The sequence below is a fragment of the Serratia sp. JUb9 genome (assembly GCF_014298095.1).
GTDB classification, from domain to species: Bacteria; Pseudomonadota; Gammaproteobacteria; order Enterobacterales; family Enterobacteriaceae; genus Serratia_B; species Serratia_B rhizosphaerae.
In genome coordinates this window covers 437,240-455,053 of sequence record NZ_CP060416.1, presented here as the reverse complement: position 1 = coordinate 455,053, position 17,814 = coordinate 437,240, and the positions used below count along the sequence as shown (strand labels likewise).

At 53.4% G+C, this 17,814-nt stretch carries 19 protein-coding genes; 9 read left to right on the top strand and 10 right to left on the bottom strand.

The features are described from left to right. Positions 1–38 precede the first annotated feature (38 nt). Positions 39–1,004 (top strand): tRNA dihydrouridine synthase DusB, encoded by a 966-nt coding sequence (gene dusB / locus HF675_RS02160; RefSeq protein WP_099050014.1) that lies wholly within the window; start codon positions 39–41, stop codon positions 1,002–1,004. Between the two features lie 19 nt (positions 1,005–1,023). Then, the gene (fis, locus tag HF675_RS02155) at positions 1,024–1,320 is read left to right on the top strand and encodes a DNA-binding transcriptional regulator Fis (protein WP_000462905.1); all 297 of its coding nucleotides are present in this window, start codon (positions 1,024–1,026) and stop codon (positions 1,318–1,320) included. A gap of 38 nt (positions 1,321–1,358) precedes the next feature. Here the strand turns inward: fis and HF675_RS23730 are convergent, their stop codons facing one another. Continuing rightward, the gene (locus tag HF675_RS23730) at positions 1,359–1,556 is read right to left on the bottom strand and encodes a hypothetical protein (protein ID WP_232251597.1); all 198 of its coding nucleotides are present in this window, start codon (positions 1,554–1,556) and stop codon (positions 1,359–1,361) included. A gap of 409 nt (positions 1,557–1,965) precedes the next feature. Here HF675_RS23730 and lpxP point away from each other — a divergent pair, with 409 nt between their 5' ends. Together lpxP and HF675_RS02140 are read left to right on the top strand one after the other, a co-directional pair. Then, the gene (gene lpxP, locus HF675_RS02145; protein ID WP_105232801.1) at positions 1,966–2,886 is read left to right on the top strand and encodes a kdo(2)-lipid IV(A) palmitoleoyltransferase; all 921 of its coding nucleotides are present in this window, start codon (positions 1,966–1,968) and stop codon (positions 2,884–2,886) included. Positions 2,887–3,003: 117 nt separating this feature from the next. Then, positions 3,004–3,696, top strand: coding sequence for a CTP synthase (locus tag HF675_RS02140; protein WP_105232802.1), 693 nt, complete (start codon positions 3,004–3,006; stop codon positions 3,694–3,696). Positions 3,697–3,737: 41 nt separating this feature from the next. Here HF675_RS02140 and HF675_RS02135 read toward each other — a convergent pair whose 3' ends face one another. Both HF675_RS02135 and HF675_RS02130 read right to left on the bottom strand, forming a co-directional pair. Further along, positions 3,738–4,427 carry an LrgB family protein gene (locus HF675_RS02135; RefSeq protein ID WP_187043976.1) on the bottom strand — a complete coding sequence of 230 codons (690 nt, stop codon included), beginning with the start codon at positions 4,425–4,427 and terminating at the stop codon, positions 3,738–3,740. After that, on the bottom strand, positions 4,420–4,839 hold the full coding sequence (locus HF675_RS02130) for a CidA/LrgA family protein (protein ID WP_105232804.1): 420 nt from the start codon (positions 4,837–4,839) through the stop codon (positions 4,420–4,422). The genes HF675_RS02135 and HF675_RS02130 overlap by 8 nt, the downstream gene beginning before the upstream one ends. Positions 4,840–4,977: 138 nt before the next feature. Between HF675_RS02130 and HF675_RS02125 the strand changes: the two genes are divergently transcribed. Beyond that, a complete protein-coding gene (locus tag HF675_RS02125; protein ID WP_105232805.1) occupies positions 4,978–5,865 on the top strand; it encodes a LysR family transcriptional regulator in 888 nt (295 codons plus the stop codon). Positions 5,866–6,073: 208 nt separating this feature from the next. Here the strand turns inward: HF675_RS02125 and HF675_RS02120 are convergent, their stop codons facing one another. The 5 genes from HF675_RS02120 to HF675_RS02100 all read right to left on the bottom strand — a co-directional run bounded on the left by HF675_RS02120 (position 6,074) and on the right by HF675_RS02100 (position 11,151). Then, positions 6,074–7,723, bottom strand: a complete 1,650-nt coding sequence (locus HF675_RS02120) for a Na+/H+ antiporter (RefSeq protein WP_015962058.1) — start codon at positions 7,721–7,723, stop codon at positions 6,074–6,076. Positions 7,724–7,897: 174 nt separating this feature from the next. After that, positions 7,898–9,259 carry an NCS2 family permease gene (locus HF675_RS02115; RefSeq protein ID WP_105232806.1) on the bottom strand — a complete coding sequence of 454 codons (1,362 nt, stop codon included), beginning with the start codon at positions 9,257–9,259 and terminating at the stop codon, positions 7,898–7,900. A gap of 332 nt (positions 9,260–9,591) precedes the next feature. Continuing rightward, entirely contained in the window at positions 9,592–9,996 is a 405-nt protein-coding gene (locus HF675_RS02110; protein WP_105232807.1) for a VOC family protein, read from the bottom strand. A 46-nt stretch (positions 9,997–10,042) separates the two neighbouring features. Then, positions 10,043–10,711, bottom strand: coding sequence for a glutathione S-transferase family protein (locus HF675_RS02105; RefSeq protein WP_105232808.1), 669 nt, complete (start codon positions 10,709–10,711; stop codon positions 10,043–10,045). Continuing rightward, positions 10,708–11,151: a lipocalin-like domain-containing protein gene (locus tag HF675_RS02100; protein WP_105232809.1), complete on the bottom strand. Its 444-nt coding sequence runs from the start codon at positions 11,149–11,151 to the stop codon at positions 10,708–10,710. Before HF675_RS02100 ends, HF675_RS02105 begins: the two co-directional genes overlap by 4 nt. A gap of 201 nt (positions 11,152–11,352) precedes the next feature. On the opposite strand from HF675_RS02100, the gene HF675_RS02095 reads away from it, so the two are divergent. From HF675_RS02095 to HF675_RS02085, 3 genes are all read left to right on the top strand, one after another. Then, entirely contained in the window at positions 11,353–11,613 is a 261-nt protein-coding gene (locus HF675_RS02095) for a YdgH/BhsA/McbA-like domain containing protein (RefSeq protein WP_105232810.1), read from the top strand. 725 nt (positions 11,614–12,338) lie between these two features. Beyond that, positions 12,339–13,442: a hypothetical protein gene (locus tag HF675_RS02090; protein WP_187043975.1), complete on the top strand. Its 1,104-nt coding sequence runs from the start codon at positions 12,339–12,341 to the stop codon at positions 13,440–13,442. 71 nt (positions 13,443–13,513) lie between these two features. Then, entirely contained in the window at positions 13,514–14,890 is a 1,377-nt protein-coding gene (locus HF675_RS02085; protein WP_187043974.1) for an MFS transporter, read from the top strand. Positions 14,891–15,113: 223 nt separating this feature from the next. On the opposite strand, the gene HF675_RS02080 is transcribed toward HF675_RS02085, so the two are convergent. Together HF675_RS02080 and HF675_RS02075 are read right to left on the bottom strand one after the other, a co-directional pair. After that, entirely contained in the window at positions 15,114–15,740 is a 627-nt protein-coding gene (locus HF675_RS02080; RefSeq protein WP_187043973.1) for a TetR/AcrR family transcriptional regulator, read from the bottom strand. Beyond that, positions 15,737–16,132: a DoxX family protein gene (locus HF675_RS02075; protein ID WP_111738007.1), complete on the bottom strand. Its 396-nt coding sequence runs from the start codon at positions 16,130–16,132 to the stop codon at positions 15,737–15,739. The genes HF675_RS02080 and HF675_RS02075 overlap by 4 nt, the downstream gene beginning before the upstream one ends. A gap of 525 nt (positions 16,133–16,657) precedes the next feature. On the opposite strand from HF675_RS02075, the gene HF675_RS23725 reads away from it, so the two are divergent. Beyond that, positions 16,658–17,809, top strand: coding sequence for an HNH endonuclease signature motif containing protein (locus HF675_RS23725; protein ID WP_238404485.1), 1,152 nt, complete (start codon positions 16,658–16,660; stop codon positions 17,807–17,809). Positions 17,810–17,814 lie beyond the last annotated feature (5 nt).

Sequence of the window (17,814 nt, the reverse complement as noted above, 5' to 3'; positions counted from 1 at the left end):
ACGCGCCCTTGCGGACACAGTACGGTCATTCTTTGTCTATGCGCATTGGACACCACCAGTTAACAAATTGCCTGATTGCGGCCCCGATGGCCGGCATTACAGATCGCCCATTCAGAACCTTGTGTCATGCAATGGGGGCTGGGATGGCTGTATCCGAAATGCTTTCCTCCAATCCGGAGGTGTGGCGGACGGATAAGTCGCGTCTGCGCATGGTTCATAGCGATGAACCTGGGATTCGCTCCGTGCAAATCGCCGGCAGCGTTCCGGATGATATGGCTGCCGCCGCGCAGATTAACGTCGCCGGCGGTGCACAGATCATCGACATCAATATGGGTTGCCCGGCTAAAAAGGTGAACCGGAAACTTGCAGGGTCTGCCTTGTTGCAGCACCCGGATCTGGTGAAACAGATCCTCCTGGCGGTGGTTAACGCCGTGGATGTGCCGGTAACGCTGAAAATCCGTACCGGCTGGGCGCCGGAACACCGTAACTGTGTAGAGATTGCCCAATTGGCCGAAGACTGTGGTATTCAGGCCCTGACGATTCATGGCCGAACCCGCGCCTGCCTGTTTAACGGCGACGCGGAATACGACAGCATTCGGGCAGTTAAGCAGAACGTTTCCATTCCGATTATTGCGAATGGGGATATTACTGACCCGCATAAAGCCAGAGCAGTGCTTGACTACACCGGGGCCGACGCCCTGATGATAGGCCGCGCTGCTCAGGGGAGACCCTGGATCTTCCGGGAAATCCAGCATTATCTGGACACAGGGGAGCTGCTGCCGCCGTTGCCGCTTGGCGAGGTGAAGCGCTTGTTGATCGGGCATATTCGGGAATTGCACGGCTTTTACGGCCAAGGCAAGGGATTCCGGATTGCTCGTAAGCACGTATCCTGGTATCTCCAGGAGCATGCCCCGAATGACCAGTTTCGGCGCACATTCAACGCCATAGAGGATGCCAGCGAACAGCTGGAGGCGTTGGAGGCATATTTCGAAAATCTAGCGTAAAAAAAGAGCTGACAGAACTATGTTCGAACAACGCGTAAATTCTGACGTACTGACCGTTTCTACCGTAAACTCACAGGATCAAGTGACTCAAAAGCCTCTGCGTGACTCGGTTAAACAAGCACTGAAGAACTATTTTGCTCAACTGAACGGTCAAGATGTGAATGACCTGTATGAGCTGGTACTGGCTGAAGTTGAACAGCCACTGTTGGACATGGTGATGCAATACACCCGTGGCAACCAGACCCGCGCAGCCCTGATGATGGGCATCAACCGCGGTACGCTGCGCAAGAAACTGAAAAAATACGGCATGAACTGATACTAGTCAGTTAACGTGTTGAAAAAAGGCGCTTTATCTCATTTGATAAGCGCCTTTTTCTTTTCTGGCGATACGCGGATCAATGATTCGACCTCCTGCCTCAGATGGTTTGTCGCTAATAGCCCGGTCTGCGCCAAAAAATCCTTTGTTGGCGTTCCCCATTCTTCCAACGTAATGTCATCCCCCCGACGAGCGCCAAATTCCGCATTGAGCGTATCCGGATAATCCGCTTCCAACTCAACGATATCTGCGGTCGGGTTATCTATCTGCGATCAAGGGTTGTCTGGAAAGTTGCCCCTCATTTTCATGGTTCCGCCTCTAAAATGCGGGTGGCTAGCGGGGATATAATCTCGGTCAAGATGCGCACGCAGAACGCCGGCTAAATAAGATTTTTCGCATCCTCCTTCTCTGTTTACTGTCGTAGGGTATGGTACAATAAACGTTCCTAGAGCCCCTCAGATTGCCGCGGTCGCGCCTTTCCCGACCGATGCGCAGCGCGATTTGCCCTTCGAATGTAAAGTTTTAGTCAATTTCACGATCCGACTAAACGATAACCACGACCCAGTGTCTGAGTCATTGTATCGCTATTGAGTGGCTTCTTTATGCGTTACAGGTTTTTTACCCTTAATGCATAAATGAGTGACTATGAAACGTCCGCAAGAATTCCAACGTGCCCTGCTGCACCCCCGCTACTGGCTGACCTGGTTTGGCCTGGCAGTGCTGTTTCTGCTGGTACAGCTGCCCTACCCGCTGCTGCATAAGCTCGGCGTGTGGATGGGCCGCACCTCGATGCGCTTTTTGAAGCGCCGCGTCACCATCACCCGCCGCAACCTGGAACTGTGCTTCCCGGATATGGATGCCGCCCAACGCGAGCGCAAGGTGGTCAGCAATTTTGAATCCCTCGGTATGGGGCTGCTGGAAACCGGCATCGCCTGGTTCTGGTCGGATAAACGCGTCAAGCGCTGGTTTAACGTCTCCGGCATCAATCACCTGAAGATGGCGCAGCAGAACGGCCGCGGCGTGCTGGTGATTGGCGTGCACTTTATGTCGCTGGAACTGGGCGGCCGGGCGATGGGCCTGTGCCAGCCGATGATGGCGATGTACCGCCCGCACAACAACAAGGCGATGGAGTGGGCGCAGACCAAAGGCCGTATGCGCTCCAATAAGGCGATGCTCGACCGTAAGAACCTGCGCGGTATGGTGCAGGCGCTGAAAGGCGGCGAAGCGGTGTGGTTCGCGCCCGATCAGGATTACGGCCCGCGCGGCAGCGTGTTTGCGCCGCTGTTCGCCGTCGATCAGGCGGCAACCACCAGCGGCACCTTTATGCTGGCGCGTATGGCACAGCCGGCGTTGGTGCCGGTGGTGCTGATTCGCCGTGAAAACGGCGCCGGTTACGATCTGCTGATCCAGCCGGCGCTGGAAAACTACCCGCTTACCGACGAAATGGCCGCTGCCGCCTATATGAACAAGGTGGTGGAAAAAGAGATTATGCGCGCGCCGGAGCAGTATATGTGGCTGCACCGCCGCTTTAAGACCCGCCCGGCCGGCGCGCCTTCGCTGTACTAACATGCTGTATCAGGGGGCAAATGCCCCCGCCGGCAAAACGTGCGCATCTCCTTTAACGCAGCAGACGAATTGTTAACTTTGCTCTAACATCTCTTTTTACCCACGCAGGAGAAAGTGATGAAATCTCAGGTTCGCATTGCACTGGTCGGCGACTATCGCCCCGAAGCCGTCGCCCACCAGGCGATTCCCACCGCGCTCACGCTTGCCGCTTCCCACCTTGATATTGACGTTCAGTCCCGCTGGATCCCCACCGAGACCATTACCGACAGCGCCGTGTTGCAAGACTATGATGCGATCTGGGTGGTGCCCGGCAGCCCGTACCGTCATGATGCCGGAGCGTTTACCGCCATCCGCTACGCCCGTGAGCATGATGTTCCTTTCCTCGGCTCCTGCGGCGGTTTTCAGTACGCGGTGGTGGAGTATGCCCGCAACGTTATGGGCTGGCATGATGCGACCCACGCAGAGACCGACAGCACGGGGCGGTTGGTTATCACCCCGCTGAGCTGCTCACTGGTGGAAAAAACCGGCACCGTGCTGCTGCAGCCGAACACCCGCATTGCGCAAGCGTACGGCGCTCTTGAGACCCATGAAGGCTATCACTGCAACTTCGGCGTCAACCCGGACTTTGTCGGCCAGCTGCAACAGTTCCCGCTGATCGTCAGCGCACACGACAGCGAAGGCGACGTGCGCGCCATCGAGCTGCCGACGCACCGCTTTTACGTTGCCACGCTGTTCCAGTCTGAACGCGCTGCCCTGCGTGGTGCGCACTCGCCGTTGGTGGTCGAGCTGATCGATACAGCCCGCCGCTAAACGTTCAACGCCGGATTATCCCGGCGTTTATCTGATGCGTATTACCACATCCACAGGCCAATCAGCGGCGCGGCCAGCACGGTGATAATGCCGGCCAGCATCATCACCAGACTGGACACCACGCCCTCTTCCTGCCCCATTTCATAGGCGCGCGCGGTGCCAGCGCCGTGCGACGACGCCCCCAGGCCGGCCCCCTTCGCCAGACGGCTGCGCACCGACAGCCGCAAAAACAGAATATCCCCCACCGTCATGCCGAACACCCCGGTGATCACCACAAACAGCGCCACCAGATCCGGCTGGCCGCCCATCTGCTTCGCCGCCTCCAGCGCGAATGGCGTGGTGATTGAACGCACCGCCAGGCTGCGCTGCACCTCTTCAGGCAGCGTCAGCAGCCGCGCCAGCCAGACCGAGCTGTACACCGCCACACATACTGCAGTGGCCACTCCGGCGCTGAGCGACAGCCAGTGACGGCGGATAATATGCAGGTTCTCATACACCGGCACCGCAAAGGCAATGGTTGCTGGCCCGAGCAGCCACAGCAGCCAGTGGGTCTCCCCCATATAGTCCCGATAGGAGATATGCGTCACCACCAGCAACAGCACCAGAATCATCGGTGTCAGCACCAGCGGCATCAGCAGCAGACTGCGGCGACGACGATAGAGCCGCTTATTGGCAAAATAGAGCGCCAGCGTAGCGGCCAGACAGAGCAGGCTGAGGATAAAATCATTCATGACGTTTGCGCCGCTGCAGCCAGAGTTCGAAGCGATAGACGCGGTCCACCACCAGCCCGGTGGCCCCCAGCGTCAGCATAGTGCTGACGGCGATCACCAGAAAAATCTTCCAGCCTTCCACCATCAGCAGTTGCGCGTAGTTAACCACTGCCACCACCGCCGGGACGAAAAACAGCAGCATCTCCGCCAGCAGCCAGCGCGCGCCGGCCTGTACCCAACGCAGCGGCAGCACGCGCAGCACGATCAACGCCAGCAGCATCAGCATGCCGACAATATTGGCAGGCAACGGTAGATGGAAATGCGCCACCAACTGCTCGGCAAGCAAAAACAGCAGCGCATACAAAACAACCTGAACGGGAACCTGCAGGCGAGCCAGCAGGGATGGCGCAGCACGACGTAACGCCAGGGACATGGAGAGCGGCCTCAAGCAAAAAAATGACGGATTACAGTATACGCAGCCGGGAAACCCGTACTGAAATGAATTAAAATTATCCACTTCATGCCTTAAGGGAATAGTTTCCCGCCGGTATTGCCCATCGGAGAACGAATTGTGGATGTTCGTACCCTACGCTACTTTGTCGAAGTCGTGCGTCAGCAAAGCTTTACCCGCGCGGCGGAAAAACTGTTCGTCACCCAGCCGACCATCAGCAAGATGCTGCGCCATCTGGAGGATGAACTGGAGTGCACCCTGCTGATCCGCGAGGGGCGCAAGCTGCACCTGACGGACAGCGGCCAGGCGGTCTATCAGCGCGGCGTGGCGATCCTCGACGAATTCCGCCAGTTGGAGGCCGAGCTGGAAGACATCAGCGCGGTAAGAAAAGGCGTGCTGCGGCTGGGCATCCCGCCGATGGTCGGCCGGCAAATCGCCGATCTCATCCGCCACTTTCGCCACGCCTATCCCGGCATTGAACTGCGCATCTCCGAGCTGGGCGGCCTGTCCGGTGAACAGCGGGTGCTGGCGGGCGAACTGGACTTGGCAATGACGGTCTACTCGCCCGATACCGACCGGCAGTTGACCTTTCTGCCGCTGCTGACCCACCCGATGTCCGTTGTGGTGCCGCGCAATACGCACTGGCAACAGCGGAGCCACATCAGCATTCATGAGCTGGCCGAATGGCCGATACTGATTTATAACGAAGATTTTGCGCTGTATAAGATGCTGATGGCGGCCTTTCGTCGCGCCGAACTGGAGCCGCGCATCGCGGTGCGCAGCGGCCAGTGGGATTTTCTGGCCTCAATGGTGCAGGCCGGCGTCGGTATCGCCGCCCTGCCGGAGCCGGTCTGTCAGTGGCTGGATGAGGAAAGCCTGATCTGGCTGCCGCTGGAACCGCTGATGGAGTGGAAGGTCGGGCTGATCTGGCGTCAGGACAGTTACCTGTCCCACAGCGCTCAGGCCTGGATCGCCTGCTGCCGCGACCACCTGTCGATGATGAAATAAAAAAGGGCTGAATATCTTCAGCCCCTTGAGGTTGATGACAAAGTCGTCTGATGGCCCGAGATACCCGGGCCTAGCGTAACGAGGGGCGCTCCGGCGGCTTACGCCGCTACGACCCCATCGCCACGCTCTCCCTAATAACTAACTTTGTCAGCACTCTGAAGGGGCTGAATCTCTTCAGCCCCTTCTGCTTAGTCCGGCACGCGCCGGTTTACCCCTCGCGCTCCACCAGCAGCGCCTCCAGCAGGTCGAGATCGTGCAGCAGCTTTTGCAGCGTCTCATTGCTGATTTTCTGCGTCGCGCGCAGATGGTACAGCTCACCGCGTTCGGCGCGCAGCGCGGTCAGGCGGAAGCGTCGCTCCAGGTTTTCCAGCTCCAGCGCGTTTTCAATATCGTCTTTGCTGGCAACCCGGCGGCGCAGCATGCCGACCACGCGCGAGCTGACCTCTTTCAGCACCTGCGGATCGATATTTTCCTCGGTATCCGCCGTCAGCCGCTCTTCCATTTTGTTGATGCTCTCGATCGCCACTTCCGCCGCCATCGCAATCGCCATCCGCTCTTCGCCCTTACTGACGCTCGGGTCCGCCACCTGTACGCCGCGCAGCAACAGCGGCAGGGCAATAACGCCGACAATCAACGACAACAGGATCACCCCGGCGGCGATAAACACCAACTGATAACGCGCCGGGAAGGCGCTGCCGTCGCTGAGCAGCAGCGGAATCGACAGCACACCGGCCAGCGTAATTGCCCCGCGCACCCCGGCGAACGACGCCACCCACAGCTCACGCGTGGTGTAGTTGCCAAACTGCAGCGGACGCTTTTTCAGCAGCCGTTTGCTGGCGCCCTTCATCAGCCACAGCCAGGTAAAGCGCAGCAGCAGCAGCGCGGCATAGATAATCGCCACGTCGGCGAACAGGTACCAGGTCTGAATCGTCGGATCCAGCTCCGCCTGTAGAATCGAGGTTTCCAGAATTCCCGGCAGTTGCAGACCCAACATGATAAACACCATGCCGTTAAACACGAATTCCAACATCGCCCAGACGCTGTTGGCGCGCAGACGCATCGCCAGCGGCGCATTGCGGATCACGCCGGACTGGCTGATGGTCATCCCCGCGGCGACCGCCGCCAGAATCCCCGATACGCCGATATGTTCGGCAATCAGATAGGAGGCGAACGGCAGCAGCAGTAAAAAGACGATTTGCGTCGCCGGGTCGTCGCCGCTCCAGCGGCTCATCACGCGCAGCGACTTACTGTAGGTCCAGGTGACCGCCACGCCGGCCAGCAGGCCGCCGATCGCCACTTTGAGGAACTCCAGCGTCGCGCCGCCCACGGTGAACACCATGGTGCCCATCGCCACCGCGATGGCAAACTTAAGCGACACCAGGCCTGAGGCGTCGTTCATCAGCGCCTCGCCCTCCAGCACGCCCATAATCGGTTTAGGGATGCGCCCTTTGCCGACGATGCCGGACAGCGCCACGGCATCGGTCGGCGATAGCACCGCCGCCAGCGCGAACGCCGCCACCAGCGGAATACCCGGCACCATCAGGTAGATCAGATAGCCGACGCCGACCACGGTGATCAGCACCAGCACCAGCGCCAGCCCGAGCACCTCGCGGCCGTGGTGAATAAACTCGCGCATCGGCGTTTTCCAGCCGTCGGCAAACAGCAGCGGCGGGATAAACAACACTAAAAACAGTTCCGGATCGAAGTCCACGTGCAGCCCGAAATGCGGCCAGGCCAACAGCGCACCGATGGCGATTTGCATTAAGGGGAGCGGCACCTGGAACGGCAACATACGCGTCACCACCCCGGACAGGGAGACCACCAGGATCAAAATGAGGATTGTAAAAAAGATTTCCATGCTTTCCTTAGACTCTACGGTTTCGACCTCAAAGGCGTATTGCCAGAGTATGTGCCAAATAGTAGATCACTTTTTTTACGTCGGTGAAAGCTTGTTGTGCCTTTCAAAACGGCGAAATAGATTAAGGAGAGTAATCTGAAACCGGGGCGCGCCAACCGCGCCCCGGCTGAGGATTTAGATGGCCCAGCCACCGGCGTAAAACACCACCAGCGCTACGGCAATGACGACGGTGCCGATATTCAGCTTACGCCATTCACCGGAGAAAACGCGGCCGATAACCAGCGCGCTGAAACCCAGCATAATGCCGGTCACGATGTTGCAGGTCAGCACGATAAACACCGCGCACAGCAGGCCGGACATCGCGTCGACAAAGTCGTCAAAATCCAGCTTGGTGACGTTGCTGAGCATCAGCAGGCCGACGTACATCAGCGCCGGCGCCGTCGCATACACCGGCACCAGATAGGAGAGCGGCGACAGGAACAGAATCAGCAGGAACAGCAGGCCCACCACGGTAGCGGTCAGGCCGGTTTTACCGCCGGCTGCGGTGCCCGCCGCCGATTCGATATACACCGCCGCCGGCGCCGCGCCCACCAGCGCCGAGAAAATGCTGCTGACCGAGTCAGAGGTCAGCGCCTTGCCGCCATTGACGATCTGGCCGTCTTTATCCAGCAGGTTCGCCTGCCCGGCCACCGCGCGGATGGTGCCGGTAGCGTCAAATACCGCGGTCATTACCAACGCCAACACGCTCGGCAGCACCACCGGCTGCAGCGCCCCCATGATATCCAGGCTGAAAATCAGCGAGTTGCCCTGATCGTCGGCCAGACTCGGCATGGCGAACAGCCCCTGATACTTCACCGCCGGGTCGAAAATCAGGCCGATAACGGAGATGGCGATAATCACCAGCAGAATGCCGCCCGGCACCCGCAACTTCTCCAGACCGAAAATCACCGCCAGCCCGAGCAGCGTCATTACCACCGGGAAGGAGGTAAAGGCACCCAGCGCCACCGGCAGCCCGTCCAGCGGATTTTTCACCACCAGGCCGACGCCGTTGGCGGCGATCAGCAGCAGGAACAGGCCGATACCGATGCCGGTGCCGTGCGCCACGCCCATCGGCAGGTTACGCAGGATCCAGGAGCGGATGCCGGTCACCGAGATCACGGTAAACAGCAGCCCCATCAGGCATACCGCTCCCAACGCCACCGGAATGCTGATCTGCTGGCCCAGCACCAGGCTGAAGGCGGTAAACGCCGTCAAAGAGATAGCGCAGCCGATCGCCATCGGCAGGTTCGCCCACAGCCCCATCAGCAGCGACCCGAAGCCGGCAACCAGACAGGTGGCGACGAACACCGCGGTCGGCGGGAAACCGGCCTTGCCCAGCATGCTCGGCACCACAATCACCGAATAGACCATCGCCAAAAAGGTGGTCAGGCCCGCCACCACTTCCTGCCGCACGCTGCTGCCGCGCTGCGAAATTTTAAAATAACCATCAAGCCCGCCTTTTGCTGTTGCGGCGTTATTCGCTTGAGAATTCGACATGTTGCTGTCCCCTGTAATCACTGCTCGTCTGTTGCAGAAGGTGTTTTTAACGTCCGCAGCCGACAGGACGGAATCGTTTCCGTCACGTTTGCTCCCAATTCCTTGCACCGCGCGGCAGATAGCGGCCGCGCACAAGGCAAACGATTAACTCTCGGCATGAGGTACGGGTGAATTTATAGTGTTTTTACTGAAGCAAACGATTATCCAGCCTTCTATACCGTCCGATCAACTAAAGATCGCGACAAGCAAAGCAGAAAGTCGTCGATCCGGCGATTTTAACGTCTGGCGCAGAGCGCGGCGGACTCGGCCGCCGCATGATGAGACTCCCGTGTTCAGGACGGCATGGCCTGCGGATCCATAAACATCAGCTCCCAAATATGGCCGTCCAGATCCTGAAAGCCGTGGCCGTACATAAAACCATGGTCCTGCGGCTGGTTATAGGTGTTGCCGCCGGCGGCGATTGCCTTGCGAACCAGATCGTCCACCGCCGCACGGCTGGGCCGCGACAGACAAAGCAGCACCTCCGTGGCCCGTTTGGCATCGCCGATCGGGTTGGGGGTAAACATTTTGAATTTATCGTGGGTTAACAGCATCACATAAATGGTGTCGCTCACCACCATGCAGGCGGCGCTGTCGTCGGTGAACTGCTGATTGAATGCAAAACCCAGCTGACCAAAGAAATCCATCGAGGCGGGCAAATCGCTGACCGGCAAATTCACAAAGATTTGAGTCGTCATGGGCCATCTCCGAGAAGCAGTGACCTATCGAGTATAGTCCAGACGGTTAAAGCAGCAGATGATAAGGGCCGCCCTGCTCCAGCGCCCGCTGATAAGCCGGGCGCTGATGAATGCGCCGCAGAAAATCACGCAGCTGCGGGCAGCCGTCCAACCCGCCGCGCGCGGCCATTGCCTCCAGCGGAAAACTCATTTTGATATCAGCGGCGCTGAAGTCATGGCCGGCAAACCAGGTGTTAGCGCGCAGGTGCCGTTCCAGATAGTCGCGGTGCACGGCGATCTGCCTATCGAGATAGTTGCGCTGCACCCCTTTACCGATGGCACCGGCCAACTTGCGCAGCAGCAGCGGCACCGGCGGCTGACCGAGGCGGCCAAACACCAGTTTCATCACCAGCAGCGGCATCAGCGACCCTTCCGCATAGTGCAGCCAATAGCGGTACTGCTGACGCGCATGAAAGTCGGTGGGCATAAACTGCCCCTGCGCATCGTAGGCTTCCTGCAGATATTCGATGATTGCGCCGGACTCGGCCAGCGTCAGATCGCCGTCGACAATCACCGGCGACTTACCCAGCGGATGGATTTTCTTTAACGCCGGCGGCGCCAGCAGGCTTCCCGCCTCACGCTGGTAGCGCTGCACCTGATAGGGCTGCGCCAGCTCTTCTAAAAACCACAAAATAGGCTGCGAGCGTGAGTTATTCAGGTGGTGAACGGTAATCATCCGGCGTCCCCGATGCGTTGCCAGACCAGCTCGCCAATCTGCACGCCATTACCGATCTGCAGCGGCGCGGTGCGCAGCGTCAGCTTATCACCGGCAAAGGTATAAAAGCGCACCTGACGGCTGCCCACCCAGTTGGGAAACGAACAACCTTCGACCTGGTGGATCACCCGCTGATCCGGCTCATCAATCTGGTAGCGGCCAAAGTAGCAAATCATATTGATAAACGCCGCCCGCAGCTCCTGGTCGCTGCCCTGCGCCAGATCTTCCGAGGCAAAACGCGGACGCACCGCGCTATACAGCTGCGCCGCCATGGCGCCGTTGGCTTCGTAGTTGATGCGGCCCACCACCTGCGCGCCGAGCGGATAGCTTAGCGTGCCTGCTTCACTCTTAAATACCGAAGACACCAGTGACCAACTGCCAACAAATGCATTTGTCGTCATCACTCACCCTCCACCAACCCACTTTATTTAAAGGTAGTGGTGAATGATTTGCTCCGCCAGCCAGCCTCCTCGTATAGAAATCAATTTTTTTGACAGAGATACTCAAAACTCTCTGATTTTAACTTCGCCACCACCTGGTTAATATTTAACACATCGAGACGCAACGGCGACTCACATAAAAAATACTCTGAGGATTGCATCATGAAAAACATCAAAAAATTTGCTACTGCTTTACTGCTGACCGGCGCAGCCTTTACCGCAACGGCTGCCGAACAACCTGCTGCACAGCCTGCCGCTAACGCGCAGAAAATGGGCGTGATTTCCGTCAGCGGCGCCGCCAGCCTGAGCGCGCTGGAAGACGCACTGGCCAGTAAAGCCGCCGCGGCAGGCGCCAGCAGCTATCGCATCACCTCCGCCGGCGGTCAGAATAAATTGCACGGCACCGCAGAGATCTTTAACTAAGCCGTCTGCACAGCGACAAGAAGCCAGAAGCCCCTGCCGGGGCTTTTGTGATTTTAGAGGCTATGCAACGTGTGGCGATAACAATTCTTTTAGAACATTAATATGCACGCCTAAAACTTCCTATTGAGGATTCAGTACACCACCAGACAGAACAATCAACATAACATACTAAAAAATATAAATATTAATTAAAAAACTGCCCACCGAAACCTATATCAAAACGTTTCAAAAATTGTGAAAGTGCGAACCAAAAGACATCAATACAATAGTTTTTTACTGCTATAGAGATATGACGAGTAAAAAATCAGAATAAAAAAGAATTTTCCGACAGAACCACGGCCATACCTGCATTTTGATTTTTCTCAGAATAAAATAAGCAAAAAAAAATAGGCTATCCATCCGTAACCGTAATAATATTTTACTAAAAGCCTATAAAACAATATGGCAGTATAAAGCCCTCAATACGTCATCATTATCAACCGTTCATCCTAGATAAGCAGCCATCATTGATTGAAACATCTAATAGATATTTCAACCTGTGATTATTAATCATATATCCATCCAGGCACAAACATGAGATTAATTCAAGTTCGCAATGAATTAATGTCAATGCTCGACCATAAATAAACAAAAATTTATTTACACATTGGAAGGGCGGAAAAATAAAAACACAACTAAAAAATATGTGCCGTTCTCAAATCACATAAATATAAGGGATGTATGTTATGAGTAATATTGAATATGAGATTTTAAAGCCGACCTTCACCCGCCGTGTCATTACTCAATCCAGCGTGGTGATTTCCCCTTCAATACTCTCGCAGGCCGTTGATGTAAGTTCGCATGTCGATAAAAATGCACAAAAACCAGCAAAAGGCCTCCCGGGATATTTCACGTATGGCTGGAAGAGAGCAGCAGAGGAAATTATAAAAACACATGCTATGGGGGTGAAAAACATTTCACTTCGCTTTGTCTCTAACGCATCAAAACATGATAGTATTAATGCCGGGTTATCGGAGTTCGAAACGCTGATTTCTCTTATTCTACGCGAACTGGTGGGGTTGGACATAAACCTGATCGTTGATCCTTTTGGTCTTGCGTTAACGCAGGACGGCCAATGGGGCGTTCAAAATTCACAGGGAGAGTTTGATAAAGAGAGAACGTATGAGCTTCTGGAAAAAATCGGATACATCCTTTCCATCAATAAGATTCATGGTGTCGTTACACTTGGACGGATTCCTGAAGAAGTCAAGATGACAAAAAAAGGAATTATTTCAGGAGGCGGAAACACGAAAATTTACTCATTCTCACAAAATAGTGAGACGAGTACAGCCTATGTATACCTTGATAGCGTCGGTCATAATACGGGACAAAAGATTCTACCTGGAAACATCATCGAAATGGACTTATGGGCCCTGATGGATATATGGCATGGTGCTGATGTTTCGGTCATAAAACCCATGGAGAGCTATCACTTGATGAGTTCATTAAAGCACTTCATCAGTGATGAAACGGCACGCTCACTTTTCCTTAATTCTGAACAAGTTAGCGCCATCGCATCTCGCCATCGGTTCATTCAAGAAACGATAAAAGAAATGACAGCCAACCCTGCCATATTATCTGAAAAATGTGAACGATTGCAGCTTGCCGGATACACAGTTTCAGGAACAACATATATGCTGTCATTACTGGCACATGAAAAAGGCCCTGATATGGCAAGAGCCAGACTGGAGGAGATGTGGTTGACGGCATTAGGCGTAATGGGGGATCGTTGCGCCTGTCTGATTGACAGAAATGTCTCTCGCTTCCTTGATGGCAGTATTCTTTGCTGATTACCGGCTAAACGCCATGAGCAAAGAGAGCCTCTTTGCTCTTTATTGTTATGCATAATAAAGAAGGTCGCATGTTACGAAAAAAGGAAGATCTATTTTTTTTATCCGTCATGATTGTGACATTCATGATCGGTTTCGATACCACCGGTTTAGGCGTCGCCATTCCTGATATTGCCGTCAGATTAGGTTTTGGCATAAAGGAAGGCACCTGGTTAAGCATTTCATACACGGCAGGTTTTGCCGCCTTTCTATTGCCAGCAGGAATTATTACCGATAAAACTGGCTACCGTTTAACCTTGTTATCTTCATTATCTGTTTTTGTGCTTTCATCCGTTTATTCAACGTATTGTGAAACCCTCACGGAATTCACCACCATAAGATTGATTCAAGGAATTTCTGCAGCATTCCTGAATACTTCAGCAATGGCACTACTTAACGTACTGTATCCCGTTGGCGGCCCCCGTAACCGGGCAGGTGCATTTAAAAAATGGTCAATGTTTCTTGGCTTAAGTTTTGCTCTTGGGCCTATTTTAGGCAGCCTGATTGTCTCCTACCTTTCATGGGGATGGATTATGCTTATCAACATCCCGCTGAGCTTGGTAGTACTGTTCCCATTTGTTGGCAGTACTGCCATGGAGACGTTAAAAAAAGGGGCTCTTGGTCAGGTATCGTTAACGAGCACGCTTCCTGCGACAATTATCCTTCTGTTCATCACCATGAATCCGTATTTCAATCAGACATTCTCCGGCCTTGGCCGGCATCTTTTTTACACTATAATCATAGCTTGCCTTATTGCACTTGGATCATTACATCTATTTTCTTCAAAGAGTTTTACTCGACTACCTGAACTGAAGAACGGAAATTTCCTTATTTCTTTATTGCTCCCTATTTTCTTTTCTATCTCTTACTGGAGTCTTTTCGTGACTCTCCCCGGATACATCATGGTGAAATTTAATTATTCCCCGATGATAGTCATGACGTCTATGCTATGTCTTTCCATTCCTTTAACACTCATCCCTGTTTTTACACTGCAAGATAAACTAAAACTAAATGCCATGAGTGGATTTGTTTTCATCGCTCTCGGTTTGCTGGCATTGGCATACCTTTTCAATACCAATGTGAAACACCAGGGGTTACTATTGGATATCACTCTTTTCATTATGGGGTGTGGGGCAGCCATATTGAATCCGATTATGGCACGAGTAGTGATGGATAATGTCGCGCCAGAGAACTCAGGCCTTGCTGCCGCGATAACAAGTACATTACGCCAAATGGGTTTTGCTGTCGGGGTGGCATTTTATTCTTTAATGACCGATTCTAGTATTTCGAACGGCCTGAACATTAGCGAATCGCATGCATTTATTGCATCATCCATCCTACCTCTGATTGCTCTTTCTATCTGTATTTACTTAAACAAACGCAGTCAATTATTATCAAAAGCACATTGAGAACCACCCCAAATCGATAGTGCAACACATAAAAAACCCTGCCGAAGCAGGGTTTCACTTTCTTCACCATCTAAAAAGTGATGTAATTAGCATGCTTCAGACCACCTGCCAGCGCTCATACGGCATACAAACCTTTTAACTTAGTCAGCTCGAAAGAATTGGATACTTTTCGTAATCAAGCATGGCTATTCGCCGGCTTTCAGCACATAGCCGCTCGTAAGCGCTATTTGACTGAATAAAAGCGCATAAAAACACCGAGCGCATGCGACACCCGACGCTTAATCTCCTCATCAGACAGTGTCTTTCTCGCGCCGAGCTTTATCTCCAGACTCGTCATGCCCAACCATAATCCGGCTAAATCATCAGCGGCTTCGCGCGGGTTACATGATATCAGCACGCCTTCGTCAACGGCTTCAGCAATAATAGATTCCAACATCTGCTGCGCCCTGCCGGGGCCTGCGACGTAAAATCGCCGTGGTAAATCCGGATGGCGAATGGCAGCAGAGGCAATCAGCCGATCCCATCCAGTCAGCTCACGCTGATTTATAAAACGGACGAATCGGTTTCCAAATGCAGTCAGCGTATCCGTCAGTGAATGGTTATGCCGTTTTGAAAAATCTTCATCACTGATTGTTAAATCTGATTCCTGCCGTAATACCGCTTCAATGAGGATGTCTTTGTCGGCAAAGTTTGCGTACAGGGTGGCCTTTGCCACGCCAGCGACACGGGCAATTTCCTCCGTGGTGACGTCCAGTCCTTTTTCCAGAAATAATTTTCGCGCAGCCTGAAGTATCGCGCGTTCTTTGAGCGGATCTTTAGGGCGACCTTTTTGGCGGTTTTTTTCGTTCATCGTTTATGGCCTGAAAGGAGGGCGCTCATGATTAACCCCCCGATAACGGTAATGTGTTCAAGAGCAATATGGAACTCCTGCGTACGTTCTGGCTCACTGAATGCCCAGAATGGATGTCCCACCGGGATAGTCAGCAGTGTAAACACAATCAGCATTACCGATCCAATCCAGCCATAGCCTGCACTATTAAAAATTATCAGTGCGGAACCACAGAGCTGGCACAGGATGGTAGCAACCGCGAAGAGAACCGGCCAGGGAAGACCCACCGTCGCCATTTCCTGGACGATCACCCCAAAATTGAATACGCCAAAAACACCGGCCATCCAGAAGAAAAAAGTCAATAAAACACGGGATAAGCAGAGCGTTAGCAAAAAGGACTTCGAGTTAGTCATCAGGGTTTCCACAACAGCCATTAAGTAGACTGATGAGTCTACTAATATTTATCAGACTTTCAAGTCTACTAATTAAGGGTGACCAAACTTCATGCTGTCTATGAGGCTAAAACGCGCCTTGCCCTCCGCTTCTGGCACAAAACCGCCATAAGCGGCTGAACTGCAGGTCTGACGGCTAAACCGGCCACGACTTTTTACCTTCTCCGACGTAACCGATAACCCAAAAGTACTGACCCTACCCCAACTACTCCATTCAGAAACAGAATTCCGGCATGATAAACACGCCCCTGCAGGAGGAGCATTAATCCAACTCAAAGCAGAGCTGAAGCTTGCAGGAGCGGAATTGCCGCTGATATTTTATCCATGCTTCAAAAAGAGGCGGGAATAGCATTGCGATTTGTTTGGTTAAAACGCCGTGACGGGCGTCTAAGGCGCTTAGGGTTGCTGGTCGTAGATTGAAACTGCTATAAGGGTTAGCTATGTCACGGAAATGACGTTTTTTACCGCAAGGGAGTTGCTCATATCATGAAGAAATTACCCGGCAATCTGTATCACCTGTTTTATGACGAGTTACCGCCCGAACGCTATGACAGGATCATCACCCCCCGTGAAGCATGGCGCGAGGTATGCCGACATTATGTGTTGGATTCTGGCAGCTCCGGCGGGTTTAACATGTTCGGGGATGACATACAGCCCCGCTCCCCGTGGGACACCCAGACAGTGATTGAAACCGGTAGATACGCCAATAAGTTAAAGGGCGATATAGAGTGCGGCAATATTGTTTACATTGATGATAAAGAAATGTGGAGCAGCACCCGTTTTGCTTTTTATATCAATGATAATGGTCGTTTGGTAGGTTGTGGTGGGGCTAATTCATTCATGTTGGGCGGTGGTAACCGCATCACTGACTACTACGAACAGGCGATAAGGCACAGGGGAGAACGCTCGCGACCTTTGCCAACGGTAAAGCCTGCGGAATATTACACGCCCCTCCAGTACGCTCAAGCAGCAAAAAAGCAGCTTAGCACGTTGAACAGTAAAGCCGTTGGGCGGTTGCTGGCTGCCGGGGGGATATACAATCAGAACGTGGAAGGTTTCGCACAGACGGCTAAGCAGCTTGGCGGCGATGCGGCCGAAGGTTTTACCCAGGTGGCTAACCCTCAGTCAATAGGTTCGCTGGTTGCACTATCTTCAATAGCTGCTGTTACTCGTATGCCCGGCGGCAACATTGCTAACATGAAGTCGTTAGAAGAACTTCAGCATTTTCTAGGGACTTACAAGGGCGATAAAAAATTACTCAACAATATTGATGTTATTAAAATGGATTATATTCAGAGGCCGAGAGGTGAGTTAGTGGCGTTACGCTCTGAATTTGATAATAAAGTAAGAGGTAAATTTATAAAGAGCATTGCCGACAGTCCTGATGTTATTTCTAGGTTCGATAATGATTTTAGATCTAATATGCTAAAAGGCATTGTTCCAAAAGGCTATCAGGTTCATCATAAACTACCGTTGGATGATAGTGGGACAAATAACTTTGATAATCTTGTGTTGATTAATAGGGCGCATGAACATGCGGTGTTTACGACTGCGCAAATAAGAGTAACAAAGGCTCTTGGTACATCAGAAAGCAAATCGATTTTATGGCCTGTTCCAAAGGGTATAGTCTATCCTTAAGGGGG